Raw genomic sequence first — 18,206 nt, 5'->3', positions numbered from 1 at the left:
GTCGACAGAGGGCGTTTCGCCCGGCGACGGGGACATTGAGGGAGAAGCCTCTCCCAAACTGTCCGATCGTCTGCGTACGGAACTCTCCGCGTATCGGACGATGGCGCTACGATTGAGGCTGTCGGCTGATCCGGAAGCGGCGTTTCTGGCGGCGACCCACGCGCTGGCGCTCAATATCTTCTACGGATCGGCGCATCATTCCTGCCTCGACATCGCGTTTCGTAGCGCGCCGATTGGGTCTCACGCGCCTGGCGTCGGCGACGCGCCAGTGGCGAGCGCCCTTCAGGAAAGTTTCGGGCAATGGCAATTGCGTCTGCCACAAAATCCCGCCGAGCTCTGGGGTTGGTTCATTGCGCAAAGCGCGGAGAGTTGCGCCGAGCTCTTCGCCTTCTGCGTCGGCTTCGGCGTCAACGCGCTCTATCTTCCACATGAGCGGCGCGCCGCCGCATTCGATCATGCCGATCAGCTCGCCGAGCATCTTGCGCTCGACATGCGCGACCATTGGAGGGCGACGGTCGAGAACTATTTCGGGAAGGTGACGAAGACGCAGATTCTCACCGCCGTTCGCGAAGCGAAAGGCGAGGCGACGGCGCAAATGATCGACCACCTGAAGAAAGCCGACATGGCGGCGGAAGCCGAGCGCCTGCTCGAAGGCAGCGGCTGGCTGCCCGAAGTCTTGCGAACGCAAAACTTCGACTCCCCGGCGATTGACGCGACGCCCGCACAAATCGGTGACGAAGCGCCGGCGGGAAGTGAAGACGGCCTTCCCGCCTTTCTTTCCGAGGGCGAGGCGGAACCGATGGTCCCGGAGGCCGCCGAATAGTCCGGCGCCTGTTCGAAACATTCCGCGCTCACCAAGAGCCCGCCCTACCTGGCGGGCTCTTCTCGTTTTTAGGAGATGAAGATGTTCGATTGGCGCCAGCATTGCGCCTATGACGGCGCGCAGAAGAAACTGTTTCATGCGAAAGGACGCGCCGCCTTGCGGGCGCTCGCAAAGGAGCTGTGGCTGCCGCCAAATTCTTTCGACGTCCGCAATTGCCATGGCGGCGTCGCCGCCTCCGGCGAAATCATTTTGCATGGCGAGAGCATCTACATCCAGATCTCCCAGCCCGCGACCGGCGCCGACAGCGGCGTGCCGATCCGCAGCTGCAACGGCAGGTGCGACTATGAGGGCGGCAGAAATCATTTCGCGCACCGCTGTCGGTGCTCGATGAGCCGGCGGCGCTTGCCGGCGATGTTCGAGCGGTGATGAGCGGAGATATGTCGCGGATCAGCGCGATGTTTGGGCCGCTCGCCGTCAAACGGCAGGCGCGCGGGAGAGGCTGAGGGAGAGAATAGGAAGAGAGCTTTTCGGGGAGGGCGAGCCCGGGAAGCGCAAAGAGAGAGCGTCCCGGGCCGTTACCCCGGAGACAATCGATGAGCCCGATCCTTGCCGTCGCTGAAACACCCCGCGACCAATCCGAACTTTCCTTCATTTCGACCGATAAGCCCCATGCGCTGGTCATGGCGGCGCAGACGCTCGTCGCTCATCTCGCCAAGGGGCGTGTGATCGACTCCCCTGCCCTGCGATCCGCCATGGAAAGCGCCTTCGGCGCGAGCGACGCGCAGGGGGCCTGGAGCTGGAAGGACGCCTATGAAGCGGTGGAGGCGGCGCAGGTGTTATTTTTGCGCCGTTATGGGCCGGCGATGTTCGCGCTCGCTGAAAATAATCCGGCGCGTGTTCTCGCTATGCTTTCAAAAATCGGGGCGCTGCTGCCGAGCGAGACGCGGCGCTCGGAAGAAAGCCATGCGCTGCAGCAGTTCTCAACGCCGCTGGAATTCGCCTATGTCGCGAGTCTCGCGGCGGGAATTGCTCCTAGTGACGTCGTGCTCGAACCCTCGGCCGGCACGGGCATGCTGGCGATCTTCGCCGAGCTCTCGGGCGCGAAGCTCATCCTGAATGAATGGGCGGAGACGCGCCAGCGGCTTCTCGGGCGACTGTTCCCGGCGGCGGCGCTCTCGCATTACGACGGCGCGCAGACCAACGACCGGCTCGACGGAAATCTCGCGCCGAGCGTCGTGCTGATGAACCCTCCTTTCTCGGCTTCGCCCTTGATCGAAGGGCGTCACGCGCCGGCGACCTTCGAACATATCCGTTCCGCGCTTTTGCGTCTTCGCGCTGGCGGCCGGCTCGTCGCCATTACCGGCGAAAGTTTTGCGCCGACGTCGAACGCTTGGCGCGGAAGTTTCGAGCGTTTGCAGGAGCATGGCAGGCTTATCTTCACCGCCTCGCTGGCGCGCGGATTTTTTGCGCGGCATGGAACGACCGTCGAAAGCCGGCTGACGATTTTCGACCGGACGCCAGCAAAGAATCCGAAAGTCTTCCCCGCGGGTTTCGGACCCGTTGAATCGCTCGAAGAGCTGCTCGCGCTTGTTCTGCGAGAGGTTCCGCCGCGCGCGGCGCTCAGTGCTTCGTCGGCGCAGTCGACGGCGTTCACTGCGTCATCGACAAGCCCCCTCCCCTTCTCGGCAGTCAAACGTCCGGCGTCTTTGCAAATCAAGGCGTCAGAGTCGGGCGTGGCGCGCGCAGCGGCGCCAACGTCAGCTCCTGCAGGCAATATTCCAGCGGCGGCGGTCGTCGAAGTCGCTTATGAAGCTCGCGACTGGAAGGCGCCCGAGGGCGGCGCGCTCAGCGCTGGGCTCTATGAGCGTTATTCGGTCCAATCGATTGCGATCAACGGCGCCCGCCCGCATCCGACGACGCTCGTCCAATCCGCCGCCATGGCGTCGGTCGCGCCCCCAAAACCCTCCTATCGGCCGCATCTTCCAAAAAGCGTCATCGAGCCCGGGCTTCTCTCCGACGCGCAGCTCGAGAGCGTCATCTATGCCGGCGAAGCCCACAGCGATCACCTCGCCGGCGCTTTCCTTGTCAATGAAAGCTTCGATACGGTCGCCGCCGCGCCGGATGACGCTGAGAAGGCGGTGCGGTTTCGCCGCGGCTATTATCTCGGCGACGGAACAGGCGCCGGTAAAGGTCGTCAGGTCGCTGGCGTCCTTCTCGACAATTGGCTGAAAGGTCGCCGCAAGGCGCTCTGGATCTCGAAATCCGACAAGCTCATCGAGGACGCGCAGCGCGACTGGGCGGCGTTGGCGCAGGAAAAGCTCCAGACTGTTCCGCTGTCGCGCTTCAAGCAGGGAACGCCGATCCGTCTTGCCGAAGGCATTCTCTTTACGACCTACGCCATGCTGCGTTCCGACGAACGTCAGGGCCGCGACGGCGCGCTCAAAGCCTCGCGTCTGACGCAAATTATCGACTGGCTGGGATCGGAATTTGATGGCGTGATCGTCTTCGACGAGGCGCACGCCCTCGCCAACGCCGTCGGCGACAAGGGCGAACGCGGCGAAAAAACCGCCTCGCAGCAGGGCCGTGCAGGATTGAGATTACAGAACGCCCTGCCCGATGCGCGTGTCCTCTATGTCTCGGCGACCGGGGCGACGACAGTCGCCAATCTTGCCTATGCCACGCGTCTCGGGCTTTGGGGCTCGACCGACATGCCCTTCGCGACGCGTCAGGACTTTGTCGCGGCGATGGAGGCGGGCGGCATCGCGGCGATGGAAGTGCTGGCGCGCGATCTCAAGGCCCTCGGCCTCTATGCGTCGCGCGCCCTGTCCTACGCCGGGGTCGAGGTCGAGATGCTGGAGCACCAGCTCTCCCCGGAGCAAATCCGCATCTATGACGCCTATGCCGGCGCCTTCGAGATCATCCACAATAATCTGACCGCTGCCTTGGAGGCTGCCAACATCAATGGCCAAGGCGGCAAGGCCTATAATCGCAACGCCAAGAGCGCCGCGCGCTCGGCCTTCGAATCGAACAAGCAGCGCTTCTTCAATCATTTGATCACGGCGATGAAGGTTCCGAGCCTGATCGCCTCGATCGAACGCGATCTCGAGGCCGGCCACGCCGCCGTCATTCAAATCGTCTCGACGAGCGAAGCGCTGATGGAGCGCCGCCTTTCAGAAATCCCGACGAGTGAATGGGCGGACCTCTCGCTCGACATCACCCCGCGCGAATATGTCCTCGACTATCTCGCCCATTCATTCCCGACGCAGCTCTACGAAGTCTATTCCGACGAGAATGGCGATCTGCACTCGCGCCCCGTGATCGACGACAATGGCAATCCCGTTCAATCGCGCGAGGCGACGGAGCGGCGTGACCGGTTGATCGAACATCTCGCCGCCCTTCCCGCCGTTCAGGGCGCGCTCGATCAGATCGTGCAGCGTTTTAGAACCGACATGGTCGCCGAGGTCACGGGCCGTTCGCGTCGGATCGTCCGCAAGACCAACGCCGACGGAACGGATCACCTTTGCGTCGAAAACCGGCCGGCTTCCGCCAATCTTGGCGAGACGCAGGCCTTCATGGATGATGAGAAGCGCATTCTCGTCTTTTCCGACGCCGGCGGCACGGGCCGCTCCTATCACGCCGAACGCAGCGCCATGAATCAGCGGCTGCGTGTCCATTATCTCCTGGAGCCCGGCTGGAAGGCGGATAACGCCATACAGGGCCTTGGCCGCACCAATCGCACCAATCAGGCGCAGCCGCCGCTCTTCCGCCCTGTCGCGACCAATGTGAAGGGCGAGAAGCGCTTTCTCTCGACGATCGCGCGCCGTCTGGACACGCTCGGCGCGATCACACGCGGGCAGCGTCAGACTGGCGGTCAGGGCCTGTTCCGGCCCGAGGACAATCTCGAATCCCCATACGGGCGCAGCGCGTTGCGCCAGCTCTATCAGCTCGTCTTCGCCGGCAAGGTCGAGGGCTGTTCGCTGACGCGCTTCGAGGAGGCGACCGGTCTCGATCTCACCGACCAGGACGGCACTTTCAAAGAGGAGCTGCCGCCGATCTCGACCTTCCTCAACCGCATCCTCGCTTTGCCGATCGCCTTGCAAAACCGCCTGTTCGAGGTTTTCGAGGGGCTGATGGAGGCGCAGATTGAAGCCGCCGTACAAGCCGGGATTTTCGATGTCGGCGTCGAGACGGTCACGGCCGAAAGTCTCGTCGTGACCAATTGCCAGACGATTTCCTCTCACGCCAAGAGTGGCGCGCAAACGCAATTGCTGACGATTGCCCGCAAGGACAGGACGCGGATCACGACGCTGGCCGAGGCGCTCGACCTTGCAGCCGCCTCCTTCAAATCCCGCCTCATGATCAACGAACAGTCGGGCCGCGCCGCGGTCAAACTGCCAGCGACGGGCCTCATGCTGGACGACGGTTCGGTTCAGCCGCGCGCGCGTCTGCTGCGTCCGGCGCATCGCGACGTGATTTCCGTTGAGGCCCTGGAGCGTTCGCATTGGCGGGAAGTTGGCGCGAGCGAGTTTCAGGCGGCCTGGGAGGCGGAGGTCACCGATATTCCAGAATTCTACGAGAGCACGTTTCATATGGTCGCTGGCTTGCTGCTGCCGGTCTGGAATCGGCTCCCCGATGAAACAGCGCGGGTCTATCGGCTGCAAACAGATGAGGGCGAGCGTATTATCGGCCGGCTCGTCTCCCCCGCGAGTACCGCGGCGCTGGTCGAATCCTCCGGCGCCGACGCCCCTGCCCTCTCGCCAGCGACGGCCATCGCCGCCGTCATTCAAGACGGCGCAAGCCTCATCCTCGCCGACGGTCTCGTTCTGAAGCGGTCTCTGGTCATGAACCGCCAGCGGCTCGAGCTTACCGGCTTTGCTGATACAGGCGTCGATCGGTTGAAGGCGTTGGGCCTCATGTCAGAAATCATCGCTTGGAAACTGCGGCTCTTCGTGCCGCTCGGCGACACTGCGGCGTCGATCGCTGAGAAGCTCCTCGAGCTGCATCCGTTGCTGCGCGTCGCGCCGGCAACGCGCGCCGCCATTTGAGAAAGGAGGCGACGATGCAGAGCCCAGCACGGGAATTGTCGCGCGGACTTGCCGAAAATGTCGAGGCTGTGTGCAAGCACTATCTCTCCAATGGCCGACGAACTGGAAACTACTGGATCGTCGGCGACGTCAACAATCATGCGGGCCGCAGCCTATTCGTTCGCCTCAAGGGTCCGCTCTCTGGCAAAGGCGCGCGCGGGAAATGGATGGACGCCGCAAGCGGCGAGCGCGGCGATCTTCTTGACCTAATCGCGGCGCGCGAGGGTTATGACTCGATCGGGCGCGCGCTCGACGAGGCGCGGCGCTTTTTGCGGGCGCCGCGCGCGACGCCGACAGAGCGTCGTAATGAGAATTCGAGGGAATGCAACACGATCGCGCTCGCGCGCAAAATCTGGGCGGCGTCGGCGCCGATCGCAGGCACAAAGGCCGAGGCCTATCTGCGTGCGCGAAAAATCTCAGCCGATCTTCATGACACGCGGCTACGCCATCATCCGGCGCTGATCTATCGCGAAAGTCCCAATTCGCCGCCGCGTAAGCTCCCGGCGCTCGTCGCCGCCGTCACCAATCATCGCGGCGAGATCACAGGCATCCATCGCACGTTTCTGGATCCGACGCGCAACGCCAAAGCGAGTGTCGCTTCGCCTCGTCGCGCGCTTGGCGTAATTCTCGGTAACGGCGTGCGCTTCGGCGTCATCGACGATTTCGCGATCATCGGCGAAGGGATCGAAACCGTTCTCTCGCTTAAAAGCGTCGCGCCGCATTTGTCGATGGTCGCGGCGCTCTCGGCGGCCCATCTCGCGGCGTGGCGCCCGCCGTTGAATTTGCGACGGCTTATCATCGCCGCTGACAACGATCGCACTGGTCGAAACGCCGCGCGCAAACTCGCGGACCGCGCCGAGGCGACGGGCATTGATGTTGAAACGATTGTCTCGCGAGGCGAGGATTTTAATTGCGATCTGCGAGACAGCTCGCTTGAACGCCTTCGGCGTCAGCTTGCTTCCTCAATCCCTTGAGCGCTTACCGCTGAAGACGCCGTTCGTGCCATGTTCCAGGATCGGTACGGCGAAAGCCGATCAGAGATGTTCTGCTTCCGCAGCTCATTGTTCCATTGTAAGGCCCAACTTCGCATCCAACCACCGCCACGGCGTGCAGCCGACCTTGACCCAGCGACCAAGCAGAAGACTAGGGCACCACCCCAAGTTCCGGGCAGCCGGGATAGGCCATTGCGGCGGCGAGAACATGGGTCGCGCCGAACCAGGCTATGACAATGGCGAGCGTGATCCATCCGGCGGACGTCGATGGAAGCGCGAACGCTAGCAACAATAGAGCGGCACCTGCGATCAGCCTCGCTCGACGCTGGCCGCCATTAAGCGGACGCCAGTTGGCGGGATCGTCATTACAGCAGGGCGTCATGCGTTCTTTCATCATTTAGCCCGCGCAACACGAAAGTTGCTTCACGTCCTTGGAGAATGTCTGCGCCGCGAGCTTTAGCCCTTCTACCATTGTCAGATAAGGGAATAACTGGTCCGCCAGTTCTTGCGTCGTCATTCGTGCTCGAATGGCGAGCGCCGCCGTTTGGATCAGTTCGCCCGCATCCGGCGCGACAGCCTGCACGCCAATGAGTCGGCCGGAGCCGGCTTCTGTGACAAGCTTGATGAACCCGCGCGTGTCGAAATTTGCGAGCGCACGCGGCACATTGTCGAGCGAAAGGGTGCGACTGTCCGTCTCTATGCCTTCGTGGTGCGCTTCCGCTTCGCTGTAGCCTACAGTCGCGACTTGCGGATCAGTGAACACCACGGTCGGCATCGCCGTAAGATCCAGGACGGCGGTCCCGCCAGTCATGTTGATCGCCGCGCGTGTGCCGGCCGCCGCCGCGACGTAAACGAATTGCGGCTGGTTGGTGCAGTCGCCGGCGGCGTAAATGTTGGGTGCGCTGGCGTGCATGCCCGTGTCAACAATGATTGCGCCCTGTGGACTGACAGCGACGCCGGCGGCTTCGAGCGCCAGCCCGCGCGTGTTCGGCGTGCGGCCGGTGGCGACCAGTAACTTGTCGGCGCGTAATTCCATGCTACCGATCGCGAGCACGAATTCACCATCCGTGAACGCCACGCGGCTTGCTTGCGTGTGTTCCAGCACCTCAACGCCCTCAGCGCGAAACGCCGCCGTGACCGCCTCGCCGATCGCAGGGTCTTCGCGGAAGAACAGCGTGCTGCGTGCGAGGATTGTCACCTTGCTGCCGAGCCGGGCGAAGGCTTGCGCCAGTTCAACAGCCACGACTGACGAACCGATTACAGCCAGGCGCTGAGGGATCGTGTCGCTTTCAAGCGACTCGGTCGACGTCCAATAAGGCGTCTCTTTCAATCCGGGGATGGGCGGAACGGCCGGACTCGCTCCCGTGGCGATCAGGCAGCGGTCGAATCTGACTTCGCTTTCGCCGCCTTCGTTCAACTGAACAATCAACCCGCGATCGTCTTTGAACCTTGCTGCGCCGCGCAGGACGGTGATGGCGGTATTGCCTTCTAGAATACTCTCGTATTTGGCGTGGCGCAGCTCATCGACGCGCGCCTGTTGTTGGGCGAGCAGCTTCTCCCGCTTAATCGCCGGCTTGCTCGCGCCAATGCCTTCGTCAAACGGGCTCTTGCGGCGCAGATGCGCGATATGGGCGGCGCGGATCATGATCTTGGAAGGCACGCAGCCGACATTGACGCAAGTGCCGCCGATGACTCCGCGCTCGATCAGCGTAACTCGCGCGCCGTCTTCGGCGACGCGCAACGCCGCCGCCATGGCCGCTCCGCCGCTGCCGATGATCGCCACCTGTAAGGGCGCACCCCGGCGTTCCGGCTTGGCTCCTCTGCCGGGTAATTTACCAGAGGGCCCCTCTGGAGGGGTGGCGGCGCGGGCGCGTTTTGCGACCACAGCTTGATAGCCTGCCGCTTGCACAGCGGCGGAAAGCGCCGCCGGATCGAGCGTCGCACCGCCGCTGACCCGCGCCGTCCCTTCGGCGTAGGATACGGTCACTTCATCGACGCCGGGAGCTTTCAGCAACGCCTTTTCGACGTGACCCGCACAGCTGCCGCAGGTCATGCCGACGATTTGCAAGACCACATTGTTTTCGCGTTTCGGCTCATGTGCGGCGCGGGTTGCGCCAGCGCCAAGTAGCTGCCCAATGGCGCTACGGACGCGCGCGAAAAACGGCGTGGCATGGCTTGCAGCAACGGCAATCGAGTCGGCGAACGCCGTCTTGAACGAGGGTCGTTGATCCATGACTCAGTTCTTCAGTGCGGAAGGGTAGCCGGCTCCCTCGGTCGCCTTGGTGAGCGCTTCGACGTTTGTTTTCGTGTCGTCGTAAGTCACGACGGCTTCTTTGTTCTCGTAGCTCACCTCGGCCTTTTCTACGCCATCGACCTTGGAGAGCGCTTTCTTGACCGTAATCGGGCAGGCGGCGCAGGTCATGTTCGACACCGACAAAGTGACGGTCTTCGTTGAGGCATAGGCCGGCGCGCTGAAGGCGACCGCCAAGGTAACGACTGCGGCGAGTTTTTTCATGATCGGGAGCCCTCTTTCAGTAGAACAGCGGCAGCACGTAAGGGAAAATCGTCGCCCCGCCGACGAGCGCGGATACGCCCCAGAAGATTACTTTGTGGATCGACCTCACTTCCGGCATGGCGCAGACCTCTCCCGGCTTGCAGGCCGTAGCCGGGCGGTAGATTCGCCGCCAAGCGAAGAACAGCGCAACGAATCCGGCGCTGAGGAACAGCGGCCGGAACGGCTCGAACGCTTTGAAATTGCCGAGCCATGCGCCGCTAAATCCGAGGCTCACCAACAGCAGCGGCCCAAGGCAGCAAGCCGAGGCGAGGATCGCGGCGACACCGCCGGCGACCAGAGCCTTACGGCCGTGTGATTGTTCAGACATGGGCTCCTCTTCGTTGTTCAATCGGCCATGACCCAGCGCGCAAAAAGAAATAGCGCGCCGGCAACCGCAACCGTCACCGCAAGTCCGATCGGCGTCATCGCCATCTGGATGAGGCCAAGCCCTTCGCCGTCACACATTGCAGTGTCCTCCTCATAAGACCGGAAAGCCGTTCCGACGCGCCGTTGTCTGTCTTTTGGAGTTGTCCTATTGTAATCGTAGGGCCTGTAGCCGCTACAGGGTCAAGAGGGTTTTTTTCCGAAAGGAGGGCCGGCGGCGATGAAAGCGACAGGCTTCTCGATCGGCGAATTGTCAAAGCAAAGCGACGTGAATATTGAGACGATCCGCTACTATGAGAAAATCGGCGTCATGCCCGCGCCCGCTCGCAGCGCCAGCGGCTATCGCATCTATGGCGCTGACCACCTCAAGCGGCTGAGCTTCGTACGACGAAGCCGGCAACTTGGTTTCAGCCTCGATGAAATCCGTGACCTTCTCCGCCTCGTGGATGGGCACGCCTTTACCTGCACGCAAGTTCGTGAGTTGACCTTGGATCACGTGGCTGAGATTCGCCGCAAGATCGAAGATTTGAAGCGGCTCAAACGAGTGATGGAAGAAATGGCCGCGCAGTGCAGCGGAGAACGAGTCCCAGAATGCGCAATCATCGATGCACTTTTTGATGCACTGCCGCCATCCGGTGAGACCCACACGAGTCAATCGCCGCCCAAGAAAGCGCTTCGCCGAAGACTGCATTGATTAGGTTTCGACATGGGCCAAAGGGGAACGTCTTTGAGGGGCGTTGCGTTAGCGATATAAATTCTAAATGCTATTCATGCCGCCAGACTTTGACGCCGGAGGCCATAAGGATCGCAGCGAGTAGTGGGAGCAAAATTACGCTCGGCACAATGCCGAGCAGCCGGCTGCCGATGAACGTCCCGACAATGGAGCCGAACGCCATAACGAGGACGAAGAAGAAGTTTTGTGCCAACACCGCGAAGCTGCGGTCGCGGCTGTAACGGGTGAAGCCAAACGATCATCGTCGGCAGACTGACCGCGAGCGAGAGGCTTCCCGCAAGTTTGATATCCACGCCGAACAGCAGGACAAGGGTCGGGATAAGAAGCTCACCGCCCGCAACGCCGAGAAGCGAGGCGACGACCCCGATGACGAAGCCCGCCGCTACTCCCGCGACGAGTTGGAGATTGCCGCTTGCGAGCGCTTGCCCGCCCGCGTGCTGGTCGTGGCCGAACAGCAGCAGGGCAGCAATGCTCATGAGCAGGAGGGCAATCACGCGATAGAGCGTTCCGGATTTCAGGCGGGTCGCCCACGCGGCCCCAAACCATGCGCCGAAAAGGCTTCCCGCCAGCAGGTTGAGGACAATCGACCAATGCGCGGAGACCTCGCCAAACGGCACGGCGGCAGCCCGAAAAGGCAACGCCGAAGCGACGACCACAAGACTTGACGCCTTATTGACGATGACCGCTTCGAGTGCCGGGAACTGGAAAGCCCCAATGAGCAGCGGCAGGCGAAATTCGGCGCCTCCCAGCCCTATCAAGCCGCCAAGCGTTCCGATAATTGCCCCGCCGCCGAACGCCGCCGCTTTATTGTCTCTCACGTCCGCCCCCTTTTTCGCAGCGTCGCACGGAACGTGCCGCTACGGCGACCACGAGCAACGGGATGCAGAAAAATTTGCGTGACGCGAGGCTCCCGCCGGACTTCGCGCGCCGACGAGTTCAAGCCGGAAAGAGCCTTTGACCACCGCGTTCGTGTCGCGGATTTCGATCACGAGTCCAGCGCGCCGTTCGGCGCCGAACGTTTCGAGTTCGTGCCGAGAGCTTTGAAAAATTCGATGCGCTCGCGAAGGTCGTTCCGTGGTGGGAACTGGCTTCTTCGACCAGGCGGATTCTTCGCAGAGAGGGCCCGCGCGCCGGCCTGAGAGAGCAGCGATGCCGCCACAAGCGGCTCGCTTGCCGCAACGCTGCCCGCCGACTTCTTTCCCCTGCCCGACGCTCAAGCGCCGGGCATTCCTCGCGCTTCAAAGAAGCCGTCGAGAAATGTCCTCCGCTGCGCTTTGGCCCTTCGGGTGCGGCGCGATCCGCCCGTGGCTCATGATCGCTGTCAGGCCGCAATCGGCGCGGCCACAAGCGAAAGAGCAACGGCCATGGATCTCGACATCAGGTCTATCCCCTGCGACGCTCCTTGCGAACCGTCGTCATCATATCTCCTCGACGAACTCGCGCTTCACGGTTATCGCCCCTTTGACGACGAACCGGACCCACGTCCCCTGCCCTCCTCCGACCTTGGGGCAATGGCGCTCGAATCCGCTGTCGAGTCGCTTTCGAATCTCTTTCTCAATACGCGGCTCGAAGCCGACCTGACCGATCTACTCTGGTCTTTCGTCAACCTGTTTCATCGCAAGGCGGGGCGAATCGATCGCGATCTCGACGACAACGAAACCACGCAGCGGCGGTCGCAGGCCGAACAGGACGGCTCAGAAATCCGCTCCGTCGAATTGGAGCGACTGATCGCGCAAGGGCTGACGCTTACCGAGCGGCGCAACGCTTTCGAATTCTTCCGCGACCATCTCGCCGAACTCTATGCGGCCGAGACGGGCTCGGTCTGGCGTCCCCGCTCCGGTTCAAAGGTCAATCACCGCACGCTGACGGCGGCGATGATCGACAGCCGCGATTTTCTGAACGCCAAGAAGCTTGCTGAGACGCAAGTGCTCTTGCCGCGTGGACCGCGGATAGCGTTCGCCGGCGGAGCGGAATGCAACGATCATCGGCGGATTTGGGACGCGCTCGACAAGGTCTGCGCGAAGCATCCCGACATGGTCCTTCTCCATGGCGGCGCCTCGAAAGGCGCAGAACGAATCGCTTCGTGCTGGGCGGACAATCGCAAGATTCTCCAGGTCGCCTTCAAGCCGGACTGGAGCCGTCACAAGAACGCCGCGCCCTTCAAGCGCAATGACGTGATGCTCGAGACATTGCCGATCGGCGTGATCGTGTTCCCCGGTTCAGGCATCGTCGAAAATCTCGCCGACAAGGCACGCAAGATGGGAATTCCGGTGTGGCGATTCGATAAAGGCGGCGTGTGAACAACGCGCCTGGGAAATGCGCGATTGGCTTTCTCGCGATCGCGCATAAAGCCCATTAAGTTGTCATTAACTCTTTATTTCTTGCAAAGATCCGAGAATCGCCGTCTAGTTGGAGACGGAATTATACCGTTTAACGATCGAGAACCGTTTTGATGGCGACCCTCTTGAACGCCGTGCCTTCTTTGGTGCCTGAGAATGCGCTTGCGCGGATGACTCGTCACGCCAAAATTCTTTCGGGACAGATGCAGACGTTGAGCGCGACGCTGTTTCCTCCGGCGTCGAAAAAGACGCTTCGGTCGTTTTCGTCCGGTGAGGTCGCGCGATTTCTCGGCGTGTCCGACGGTTATCTCCGCCAATTGTCGCTCGATGGTCTTGGTCCTTCCCCGGCACTATCCGCTGGTGGCCGCCGCTCGTATACGCCGGAGCAGATAGGCCAACTGCGGGAATATCTGGCCGGCGCACGACCGAAGGAAGCGCTCGAATTCCTGCCTACCCGCCGGCTAGGCGAAAAGCTGCAGATCGTCGCCGTCGCCAATTTCAAGGGCGGCTCCGCCAAGACGACGACGGCGCTCTACCTCACCCAATTTCTTGCCTTGGAAGGCTATCGGGTGCTGGCGATCGATTTGGACCCGCAAGCGTCCTTATCCGCCATGTTCGGCTATCAGCCGGAATTCGATATCGGCGAAGGAGAGACCCTTTACGGCGCGATTCGATATGACGATGCGCGCCGACCGATGCGCGACGTGGTGCGGCCAACATATTTCACCGGTGTGTCGCTTGTGCCGGGGAATCTGGAATTGATGGAGTTCGAGCACCACACGCCTCGCGCTATGGTCGAGCGGTCGTTGCGGGGCGGTGACCTCTTCTTTCGCCGCGTTGGAAGCGCCATCGCGGAGGTCGAAAACGATTTTGACATTGTCGTGATCGATTGTCCGCCGCAGTTGGGCTACCTCACCATGGGGGCGCTGAACGCGGCGACCGCCATGCTGGTGACCATTCACCCGCAGATGGTGGATGTGGCCTCCATGAGCCAGTTCCTGCTGATGACGTCAGACGTAATGGCGGTCATCGAGGAGGCCGGCGGCAATCTCGTTTATGACTTCATCCGCTATGTAGTGACCCGCCACGATCCCAACGACGTGCCCGAAACGCAGATTGTCGCTCTACTTCGTAATCTTTTTAGCGATGACGTTTTGGGGGCGACGGTGTGGAAATCAACTGCCATCGCCAATGCGGGGCTCACCAAGCAATCGCTCTACGAGCTCGAGAAAGGCTCCGTCGGCCGCGCCGCCTATGAGCGGGCGCTTGAATCGGTAAATGGCGCGAATTTGGAAATCCTCGGACTCCTGAAGAAGGTGTGGCGGCGATGAGCAAACGCACCGATACGATTCGCCACTTGTTCGCCCAGCCCCCCTCCCCCGTGTTGTCTGCTGACAACAGTCCTGAGTCGCGGCGGGTGGCGTCCGGAGCTGTGCGATCAATGAAAGACAGCTTTTCGGAAATCGAGCGTGAGAACGAAGTTTTGCGCGCCCGCGTCGCAGGCAGCGAGCAGGTGATCGAGATCGACCCGGCGCTTATAGACCCATCGCCCTTCGCCGACCGCTTTGCCCAGGAAGACGACTCGGCGTTCGAGGCGTTGAAGCAGTCGATTGCCGACCGTGGGCAGGAAATTCCCGTTCTGCTACGTGCTCACAGTGTTCTGATGGGTCGCTATCAGACCGCTTTCGGCCATCGCCGCATTCGCGCCGCAAGGTTATTGGAGCGACCGGTCAAAGCGATTGTCCGAGCGCTCAGCGACGACGAACTTGTCGTCGCTCAAGGACTCGAAAATTCGGCGCGTGAGGATTTGAGCTTTATCGAGCGAGCAGTCTTTGCCCTCCGCTTGGAGGCGGCGGGGCGCAGCCGCGCTGTTATTCAACAAGCGCTTGCTATCGACCGCGCGGAAGCGTCCAAGCTGATCGCCGTCGCCAAAGCCGTTCCAGATGATTTGATTCAGGCCATTGGAAAGGCGCCGAAGATCGGGCGAGGCCGCTGGCTGGAGCTCGCCGAGCTGTTGCGTGAAAAGGCGGCGACCAAGCGCGCACACGCTATAGCCATTCTGCCGGCGTTCATCAAAGCCGATAGCGACGAGCGTTTCGCTCGCGTCTTAGGAGCCGCCAAACGGCATGAAACTGCGAATGCCCCTGCCCACCAAATTATCGAGATCAGAGATTCGGCCGGGCAATCCATTGCCGACATCCGCGCTTCCGAGCGTGATGTGAAAGTAAGGCTGGCGAAACCGGTTGGAAGCGCGTTCGCGCACTTCCTGACCACGCGCTTGCCTGAGTTGTTCGAGGAGTTTCGCGCTTTCGAAGCCGGAGACGGCAAGTCGAAAGATTATTGAGGTCAGGCGAAAGGAGTATCGCCAGCAAAAGAAAAAGGCCCCCGAAACGTCTCCGCCCGGAAGCCCTTCTCAGATTTAGCACTCAGAGAATCACACTTCCGCGAATCGCTGTCAAGAGTCGGCGCCGTTTCGGCGAGCAGATTTCTTTTGCCTGAACGAGGCAAAGGATCATGCGCACATATCCAACGACGCCCTTCGGGCGGCGGCCGCTGTCGCTCGCCATGGTGGCGACGCAGGCGGCGACGCGAGATTTCGCGGCGAAACCCGATGCGTCCGAGACGGTCGTCCATAAGTGGCGGCTGTTTCGCGCGCTCACGGAAGCCAAAGGGCCGCTTGGCGTCGCCGATCGGGCGCTGTCGGTCTTGCACGCCTTGCTCAGTTTCCACCAGGAAACGGCGCTGACGCTTCCAGAGGCCGATGCCGGGGAGGGAGAGGGCGATTCACCGGCTCCCGGGATCGTGGTGTTCCCGTCAAACAGGGAACTCTCGATCCGCGCCCATGGCATGGCGCCGGCGACGCTGCGCCGTCATCTCGCTTCGCTCGTCGAGACCGGGCTGATCATCCGGCGCGACTCGCCGAACGGCAAACGCTTCGCCAGGAGAGGGCAGGGCGGCGAAATAGCGGAAGCCTTCGGCTTCGATCTTACGCCTTTAATCGCGCGCGCGGCCGAGATCGAAAATCTCGCCGAGGAAGTGCGCGCCGAGAACCGCGCCATCGCGTTGCTGCGCGAGAAGATCACGATCGTGCGGCGCGACATCGTCAAGATGGTCGAGACCGGCATGGAGGAGGGCGTTCGCTTCGCGCCGTTCTCGATAGACGGGCAGGATATCTGCGACTGGGAAGGCCTCTATGGGCGCTACCAGGTCCTCGCGGGGCGGTATACTCGCAGCCTCGGGAGGTCCGACCTGGACGCTTTAGCCGGCGAATTGGCGGCCTTCGCAACCGAGATCCAGAAGTTGCTCGAAACACACGTAAAAGGCCAAAAAAATAGCGCCAGTGAGTCTCAAACTGAGCGCCATATACAGAATCAAATCACAAACATTCCTGATTTTGAACCTGACCTTCAAGAAGGCAGGGGCGAAACCTCCGGGCCAATGCCGGAAAAGCCGAATGCCGATAGGACAGGGACTTCAGAAGTCGAAGCTCTCAGTTCAGGAATCGGCAAACGACAGACATCGCCGCCACGAACCTATCCGCTCGGCATGGTGCTGCAAGCCTGTCCCGATATTGTCGATTACGCAAAGGGCGGCGAGATTTCCTGCTGGCGCGATCTGATTGACGCAGCGGCGATCGTGCGCTCGGCGCTGGGCGTGTCGCCCGACGCCTGGAAGCAGGCGTTCGACGTTCTCGGCGAACATGACGCCTCGATCATCATCGCCGCCATTCTGCAGCGGGGTGAGGAAATAAAATCGCCCGGCGGCTATTTGCGGGTTCTGACCGCCAAGGCGCGGGAAGGGGAATTCTCACTCGGCCCAGTGCTAATGGCGCTGCTGCGCGGCAAGGCTGCAAAAGCGGCTCGCGAGCGGAGACAGGCGGGTTGAGCGAAGATTTTGCCGCGGCTTTCCATGCCATGGATTTGGCGATTATCGTTGCGGGTTGAGGGAGCGCGGACGCGATGAACGACACGAGGACCCAACTCGCCATCCTTTCCGACGCGCTGGTCAAGATCATCGACCTTGGTCCGCTGGCGGCGGAGGGTCAGGCGGCGCCAGCCGATCTCTTGATCCGGGCAGGCGACATCGCCGCGCAGGCGCTGACCGCCGCCGCCACATATGGTCAGTTGCCGTCATTCTTGGATTCGGAACACTTGGATATTCAGTCGGGCGCTGACAGCGAATGAAGCGTCGGGCAGCCATGTGCGTCAAATTCGAGATAGGGGTTGACCGTCGCGTTCCATCGGAACGGCTGCCTGCGCCTTCAGGAAGGAGAGCGCCGCCGCAACGAGGGCTCAGCCGGAGAGGGGATGCGCTTTGGCGAAGAGGACGGCCGCCTCGAAAGCTTCACGCGGTAAATCAGGGTTCTCGGCGGGGATCTCGTCGAGACTGTCGCCGGGCGACAACCGCGCTTCAACGGCGTGCGCCGTGATGCGCGTGCCCTTGATAACCGGCGCGCCGCCCTTGATTCCTGGGACGCTTTCGATCCAGGCGTCACCCACGTAGACATCGTCCGACGCCCGATTTTCTGAGCGAACCAGACCCGTAGTTCCCTTCGTGCGTTGTGTTATGCGGCTTTGTCGGACCGGCCCGAACGCCGGCGGGTCACTGTCCTCGCGAGACCCGCCTCCTTGATCACCAACGCCGGATCGCGCGCAAGAATTCGCACCAACATGCCGGCGGCGCCCGACGGGGATCGTTCTCCGCGTTCCCATTTGCGCACTGTCCCGAGAGATGCGCCGGTGACCTTTGCAAATTCTTCCTGCGTCAGACCCGCCTTAAGACGGGTTTCCGCGATAAATGAGCGATCGACCTTGACGCGATGCGCGCGCGCGCCAGGGCTTTTACGTCCTTTCGCATAGGCCAGAGCATCTTCGAGGCCCGCGATCAGCTTACCGAAATCCTTGCCGTCCATATCGCTACCTCCCGAACTGAGCGCGAATTGCCGTGGTGAGCGCCGTCGCCGCCTTGCGTTGCCTGGAGTCGAGATCGCCTTGCACATTCTTGGCGTAGACCGCGATGAGAAACACCGGCATGTCTGCGTCGTGAAAGAAGGTGATGAGCCGCGCTCCGCCTCTCTTTCCCCGGCCTTTCAGCGGAATGCGAACTTTTCGCAACCCGCCGGTGCCTGGGACCACGTCTCCAGCTTGAGGATCGGCAGCGATCGTGTTGACCACGTCGATCCTTTCGGCTTCGTCCATCAATTGCACCGCGTCGGCCAGATAGGGCGCCGTCTCGACCACGGTGATCAGCGACGCGCTTTTCATCGGTCGCAATATACCCCAAAGGGGTATTTAGAC

16 protein-coding genes and 2 pseudogenes are annotated in these 18,206 nt (G+C 61.8%); 10 read left to right on the top strand and 8 right to left on the bottom strand.

Annotated elements, in window-relative coordinates:
• From FEV16_RS16985 to FEV16_RS14605, 4 genes and pseudogenes are all read left to right on the top strand, one after another.
• Nucleotides 1–823 (top strand): annotated as a pseudogene (locus FEV16_RS16985) (DNA-binding protein); the annotation flags it as partial.
• A gap of 81 nt (nt 824–904) precedes the next feature.
• The gene (locus FEV16_RS14615; protein ID WP_210234900.1) at nt 905–1,249 is read left to right on the top strand and encodes a hypothetical protein; all 345 of its coding nucleotides are present in this window, start codon (nt 905–907) and stop codon (nt 1,247–1,249) included.
• 254 nt (nt 1,250–1,503) lie between these two features.
• Nucleotides 1,504–5,868 carry a strawberry notch-like NTP hydrolase domain-containing protein gene (locus tag FEV16_RS14610; RefSeq protein ID WP_246657355.1) on the top strand — a complete coding sequence of 1,455 codons (4,365 nt, stop codon included), beginning with the start codon at nt 1,504–1,506 and terminating at the stop codon, nt 5,866–5,868.
• Nucleotides 5,869–5,882: 14 nt separating this feature from the next.
• Nucleotides 5,883–6,881 (top strand): toprim domain-containing protein, encoded by a 999-nt coding sequence (locus tag FEV16_RS14605; protein ID WP_171015245.1) that lies wholly within the window; start codon nt 5,883–5,885, stop codon nt 6,879–6,881.
• A gap of 169 nt (nt 6,882–7,050) precedes the next feature.
• Here FEV16_RS14605 and FEV16_RS14600 read toward each other — a convergent pair whose 3' ends face one another.
• From FEV16_RS14600 to merT, 4 genes are all read right to left on the bottom strand, one after another.
• Complete coding sequence (locus FEV16_RS14600; RefSeq protein WP_138168348.1) at nt 7,051–7,296, bottom strand: hypothetical protein; 246 nt, start codon at nt 7,294–7,296, stop codon at nt 7,051–7,053.
• Complete coding sequence (gene merA, locus FEV16_RS14595) at nt 7,297–8,973, bottom strand: mercury(II) reductase (protein WP_281404862.1); 1,677 nt, start codon at nt 8,971–8,973, stop codon at nt 7,297–7,299.
• A gap of 162 nt (nt 8,974–9,135) precedes the next feature.
• Nucleotides 9,136–9,414: a mercury resistance system periplasmic binding protein MerP gene (merP, locus tag FEV16_RS14590; RefSeq protein WP_138168346.1), complete on the bottom strand. Its 279-nt coding sequence runs from the start codon at nt 9,412–9,414 to the stop codon at nt 9,136–9,138.
• 16 nt (nt 9,415–9,430) lie between these two features.
• Entirely contained in the window at nt 9,431–9,781 is a 351-nt protein-coding gene (merT, locus tag FEV16_RS14585) for a mercuric ion transporter MerT (protein WP_138168345.1), read from the bottom strand.
• Nucleotides 9,782–10,057: 276 nt separating this feature from the next.
• Between merT and FEV16_RS14580 the strand changes: the two genes are divergently transcribed.
• A complete protein-coding gene (locus FEV16_RS14580; RefSeq protein WP_138168344.1) occupies nt 10,058–10,531 on the top strand; it encodes a helix-turn-helix domain-containing protein in 474 nt (157 codons plus the stop codon).
• Between the two features lie 70 nt (nt 10,532–10,601).
• On the opposite strand, the pseudogene FEV16_RS14575 reads toward FEV16_RS14580, so the two are convergent.
• Nucleotides 10,602–11,328 (bottom strand): annotated as a pseudogene (locus FEV16_RS14575) (sulfite exporter TauE/SafE family protein).
• 606 nt (nt 11,329–11,934) lie between these two features.
• On the opposite strand from FEV16_RS14575, the gene FEV16_RS14570 reads away from it, so the two are divergent.
• From FEV16_RS14570 to FEV16_RS14550, 5 genes are all read left to right on the top strand, one after another.
• On the top strand, nt 11,935–12,870 hold the full coding sequence (locus FEV16_RS14570) for a DUF2493 domain-containing protein (protein WP_138168343.1): 936 nt from the start codon (nt 11,935–11,937) through the stop codon (nt 12,868–12,870).
• A 152-nt stretch (nt 12,871–13,022) separates the two neighbouring features.
• Entirely contained in the window at nt 13,023–14,240 is a 1,218-nt protein-coding gene (gene repA / locus FEV16_RS14565) for a plasmid partitioning protein RepA (RefSeq protein ID WP_138168342.1), read from the top strand.
• A complete protein-coding gene (gene repB / locus FEV16_RS14560) occupies nt 14,237–15,253 on the top strand; it encodes a plasmid partitioning protein RepB (RefSeq protein ID WP_171015244.1) in 1,017 nt (338 codons plus the stop codon). Before repA ends, repB begins: the two co-directional genes overlap by 4 nt.
• Nucleotides 15,254–15,423: 170 nt before the next feature.
• Nucleotides 15,424–16,794, top strand: a complete 1,371-nt coding sequence (repC, locus tag FEV16_RS14555) for a plasmid replication protein RepC (RefSeq protein WP_138168340.1) — start codon at nt 15,424–15,426, stop codon at nt 16,792–16,794.
• Nucleotides 16,795–16,868: 74 nt separating this feature from the next.
• Nucleotides 16,869–17,093, top strand: coding sequence for a hypothetical protein (locus FEV16_RS14550; RefSeq protein WP_138168339.1), 225 nt, complete (start codon nt 16,869–16,871; stop codon nt 17,091–17,093).
• 108 nt (nt 17,094–17,201) lie between these two features.
• Here the strand turns inward: FEV16_RS14550 and FEV16_RS16980 are convergent, their stop codons facing one another.
• From FEV16_RS16980 to FEV16_RS14535, 3 genes are all read right to left on the bottom strand, one after another.
• Entirely contained in the window at nt 17,202–17,408 is a 207-nt protein-coding gene (locus tag FEV16_RS16980) for a DUF433 domain-containing protein (protein ID WP_171015243.1), read from the bottom strand.
• 65 nt (nt 17,409–17,473) lie between these two features.
• Nucleotides 17,474–17,821 (bottom strand): helix-turn-helix domain-containing protein, encoded by a 348-nt coding sequence (locus tag FEV16_RS14540; RefSeq protein ID WP_138168337.1) that lies wholly within the window; start codon nt 17,819–17,821, stop codon nt 17,474–17,476.
• 4 nt (nt 17,822–17,825) lie between these two features.
• Nucleotides 17,826–18,173: a type II toxin-antitoxin system RelE/ParE family toxin gene (locus FEV16_RS14535; protein ID WP_138168336.1), complete on the bottom strand. Its 348-nt coding sequence runs from the start codon at nt 18,171–18,173 to the stop codon at nt 17,826–17,828.
• Between the last annotated feature and the right edge of the window lie 33 nt (nt 18,174–18,206).

It is taken from the genome of Methylocystis sp. B8 (assembly GCF_005771425.1).
GTDB lineage: Bacteria > Pseudomonadota > Alphaproteobacteria > Rhizobiales > Beijerinckiaceae > Methylocystis.
Note: the sequence above shows the minus strand (reverse complement) of the source record. Positions and strands in the feature narration are given on the sequence as shown.

Excerpts from the sequence above, each read along its gene's own strand:
- FEV16_RS14615 (WP_210234900.1), top strand. The coding sequence starts at position 905 with ATGTTCGATTGGCGCCAGCATTGCGCCTATGACGGCGCGCAGAAGAAA.
- repA (WP_138168342.1), top strand. The coding sequence starts at position 13,023 with ATGGCGACCCTCTTGAACGCCGTGCCTTCTTTGGTGCCTGAGAATGCG.
- FEV16_RS14540 (WP_138168337.1), bottom strand. The coding sequence starts at position 17,821 with ATGGACGGCAAGGATTTCGGTAAGCTGATCGCGGGCCTCGAAGATGCT.
- FEV16_RS14550 (WP_138168339.1), top strand. The coding sequence starts at position 16,869 with ATGAACGACACGAGGACCCAACTCGCCATCCTTTCCGACGCGCTGGTC.
- FEV16_RS14535 (WP_138168336.1), bottom strand. The coding sequence starts at position 18,173 with ATGAAAAGCGCGTCGCTGATCACCGTGGTCGAGACGGCGCCCTATCTG.
- merT (WP_138168345.1), bottom strand. The coding sequence starts at position 9,781 with ATGTCTGAACAATCACACGGCCGTAAGGCTCTGGTCGCCGGCGGTGTC.
- FEV16_RS14605 (WP_171015245.1), top strand. The coding sequence starts at position 5,883 with ATGCAGAGCCCAGCACGGGAATTGTCGCGCGGACTTGCCGAAAATGTC.
- repB (WP_171015244.1), top strand. The coding sequence starts at position 14,237 with ATGAGCAAACGCACCGATACGATTCGCCACTTGTTCGCCCAGCCCCCC.
- merP (WP_138168346.1), bottom strand. The coding sequence starts at position 9,414 with ATGAAAAAACTCGCCGCAGTCGTTACCTTGGCGGTCGCCTTCAGCGCG.
- FEV16_RS14570 (WP_138168343.1), top strand. The coding sequence starts at position 11,935 with ATGGATCTCGACATCAGGTCTATCCCCTGCGACGCTCCTTGCGAACCG.
- FEV16_RS14580 (WP_138168344.1), top strand. The coding sequence starts at position 10,058 with ATGAAAGCGACAGGCTTCTCGATCGGCGAATTGTCAAAGCAAAGCGAC.
- FEV16_RS14610 (WP_246657355.1), top strand. The coding sequence starts at position 1,504 with ATGGCGGCGCAGACGCTCGTCGCTCATCTCGCCAAGGGGCGTGTGATC.
- FEV16_RS14600 (WP_138168348.1), bottom strand. The coding sequence starts at position 7,296 with ATGATGAAAGAACGCATGACGCCCTGCTGTAATGACGATCCCGCCAAC.
- repC (WP_138168340.1), top strand. The coding sequence starts at position 15,424 with ATGCGCACATATCCAACGACGCCCTTCGGGCGGCGGCCGCTGTCGCTC.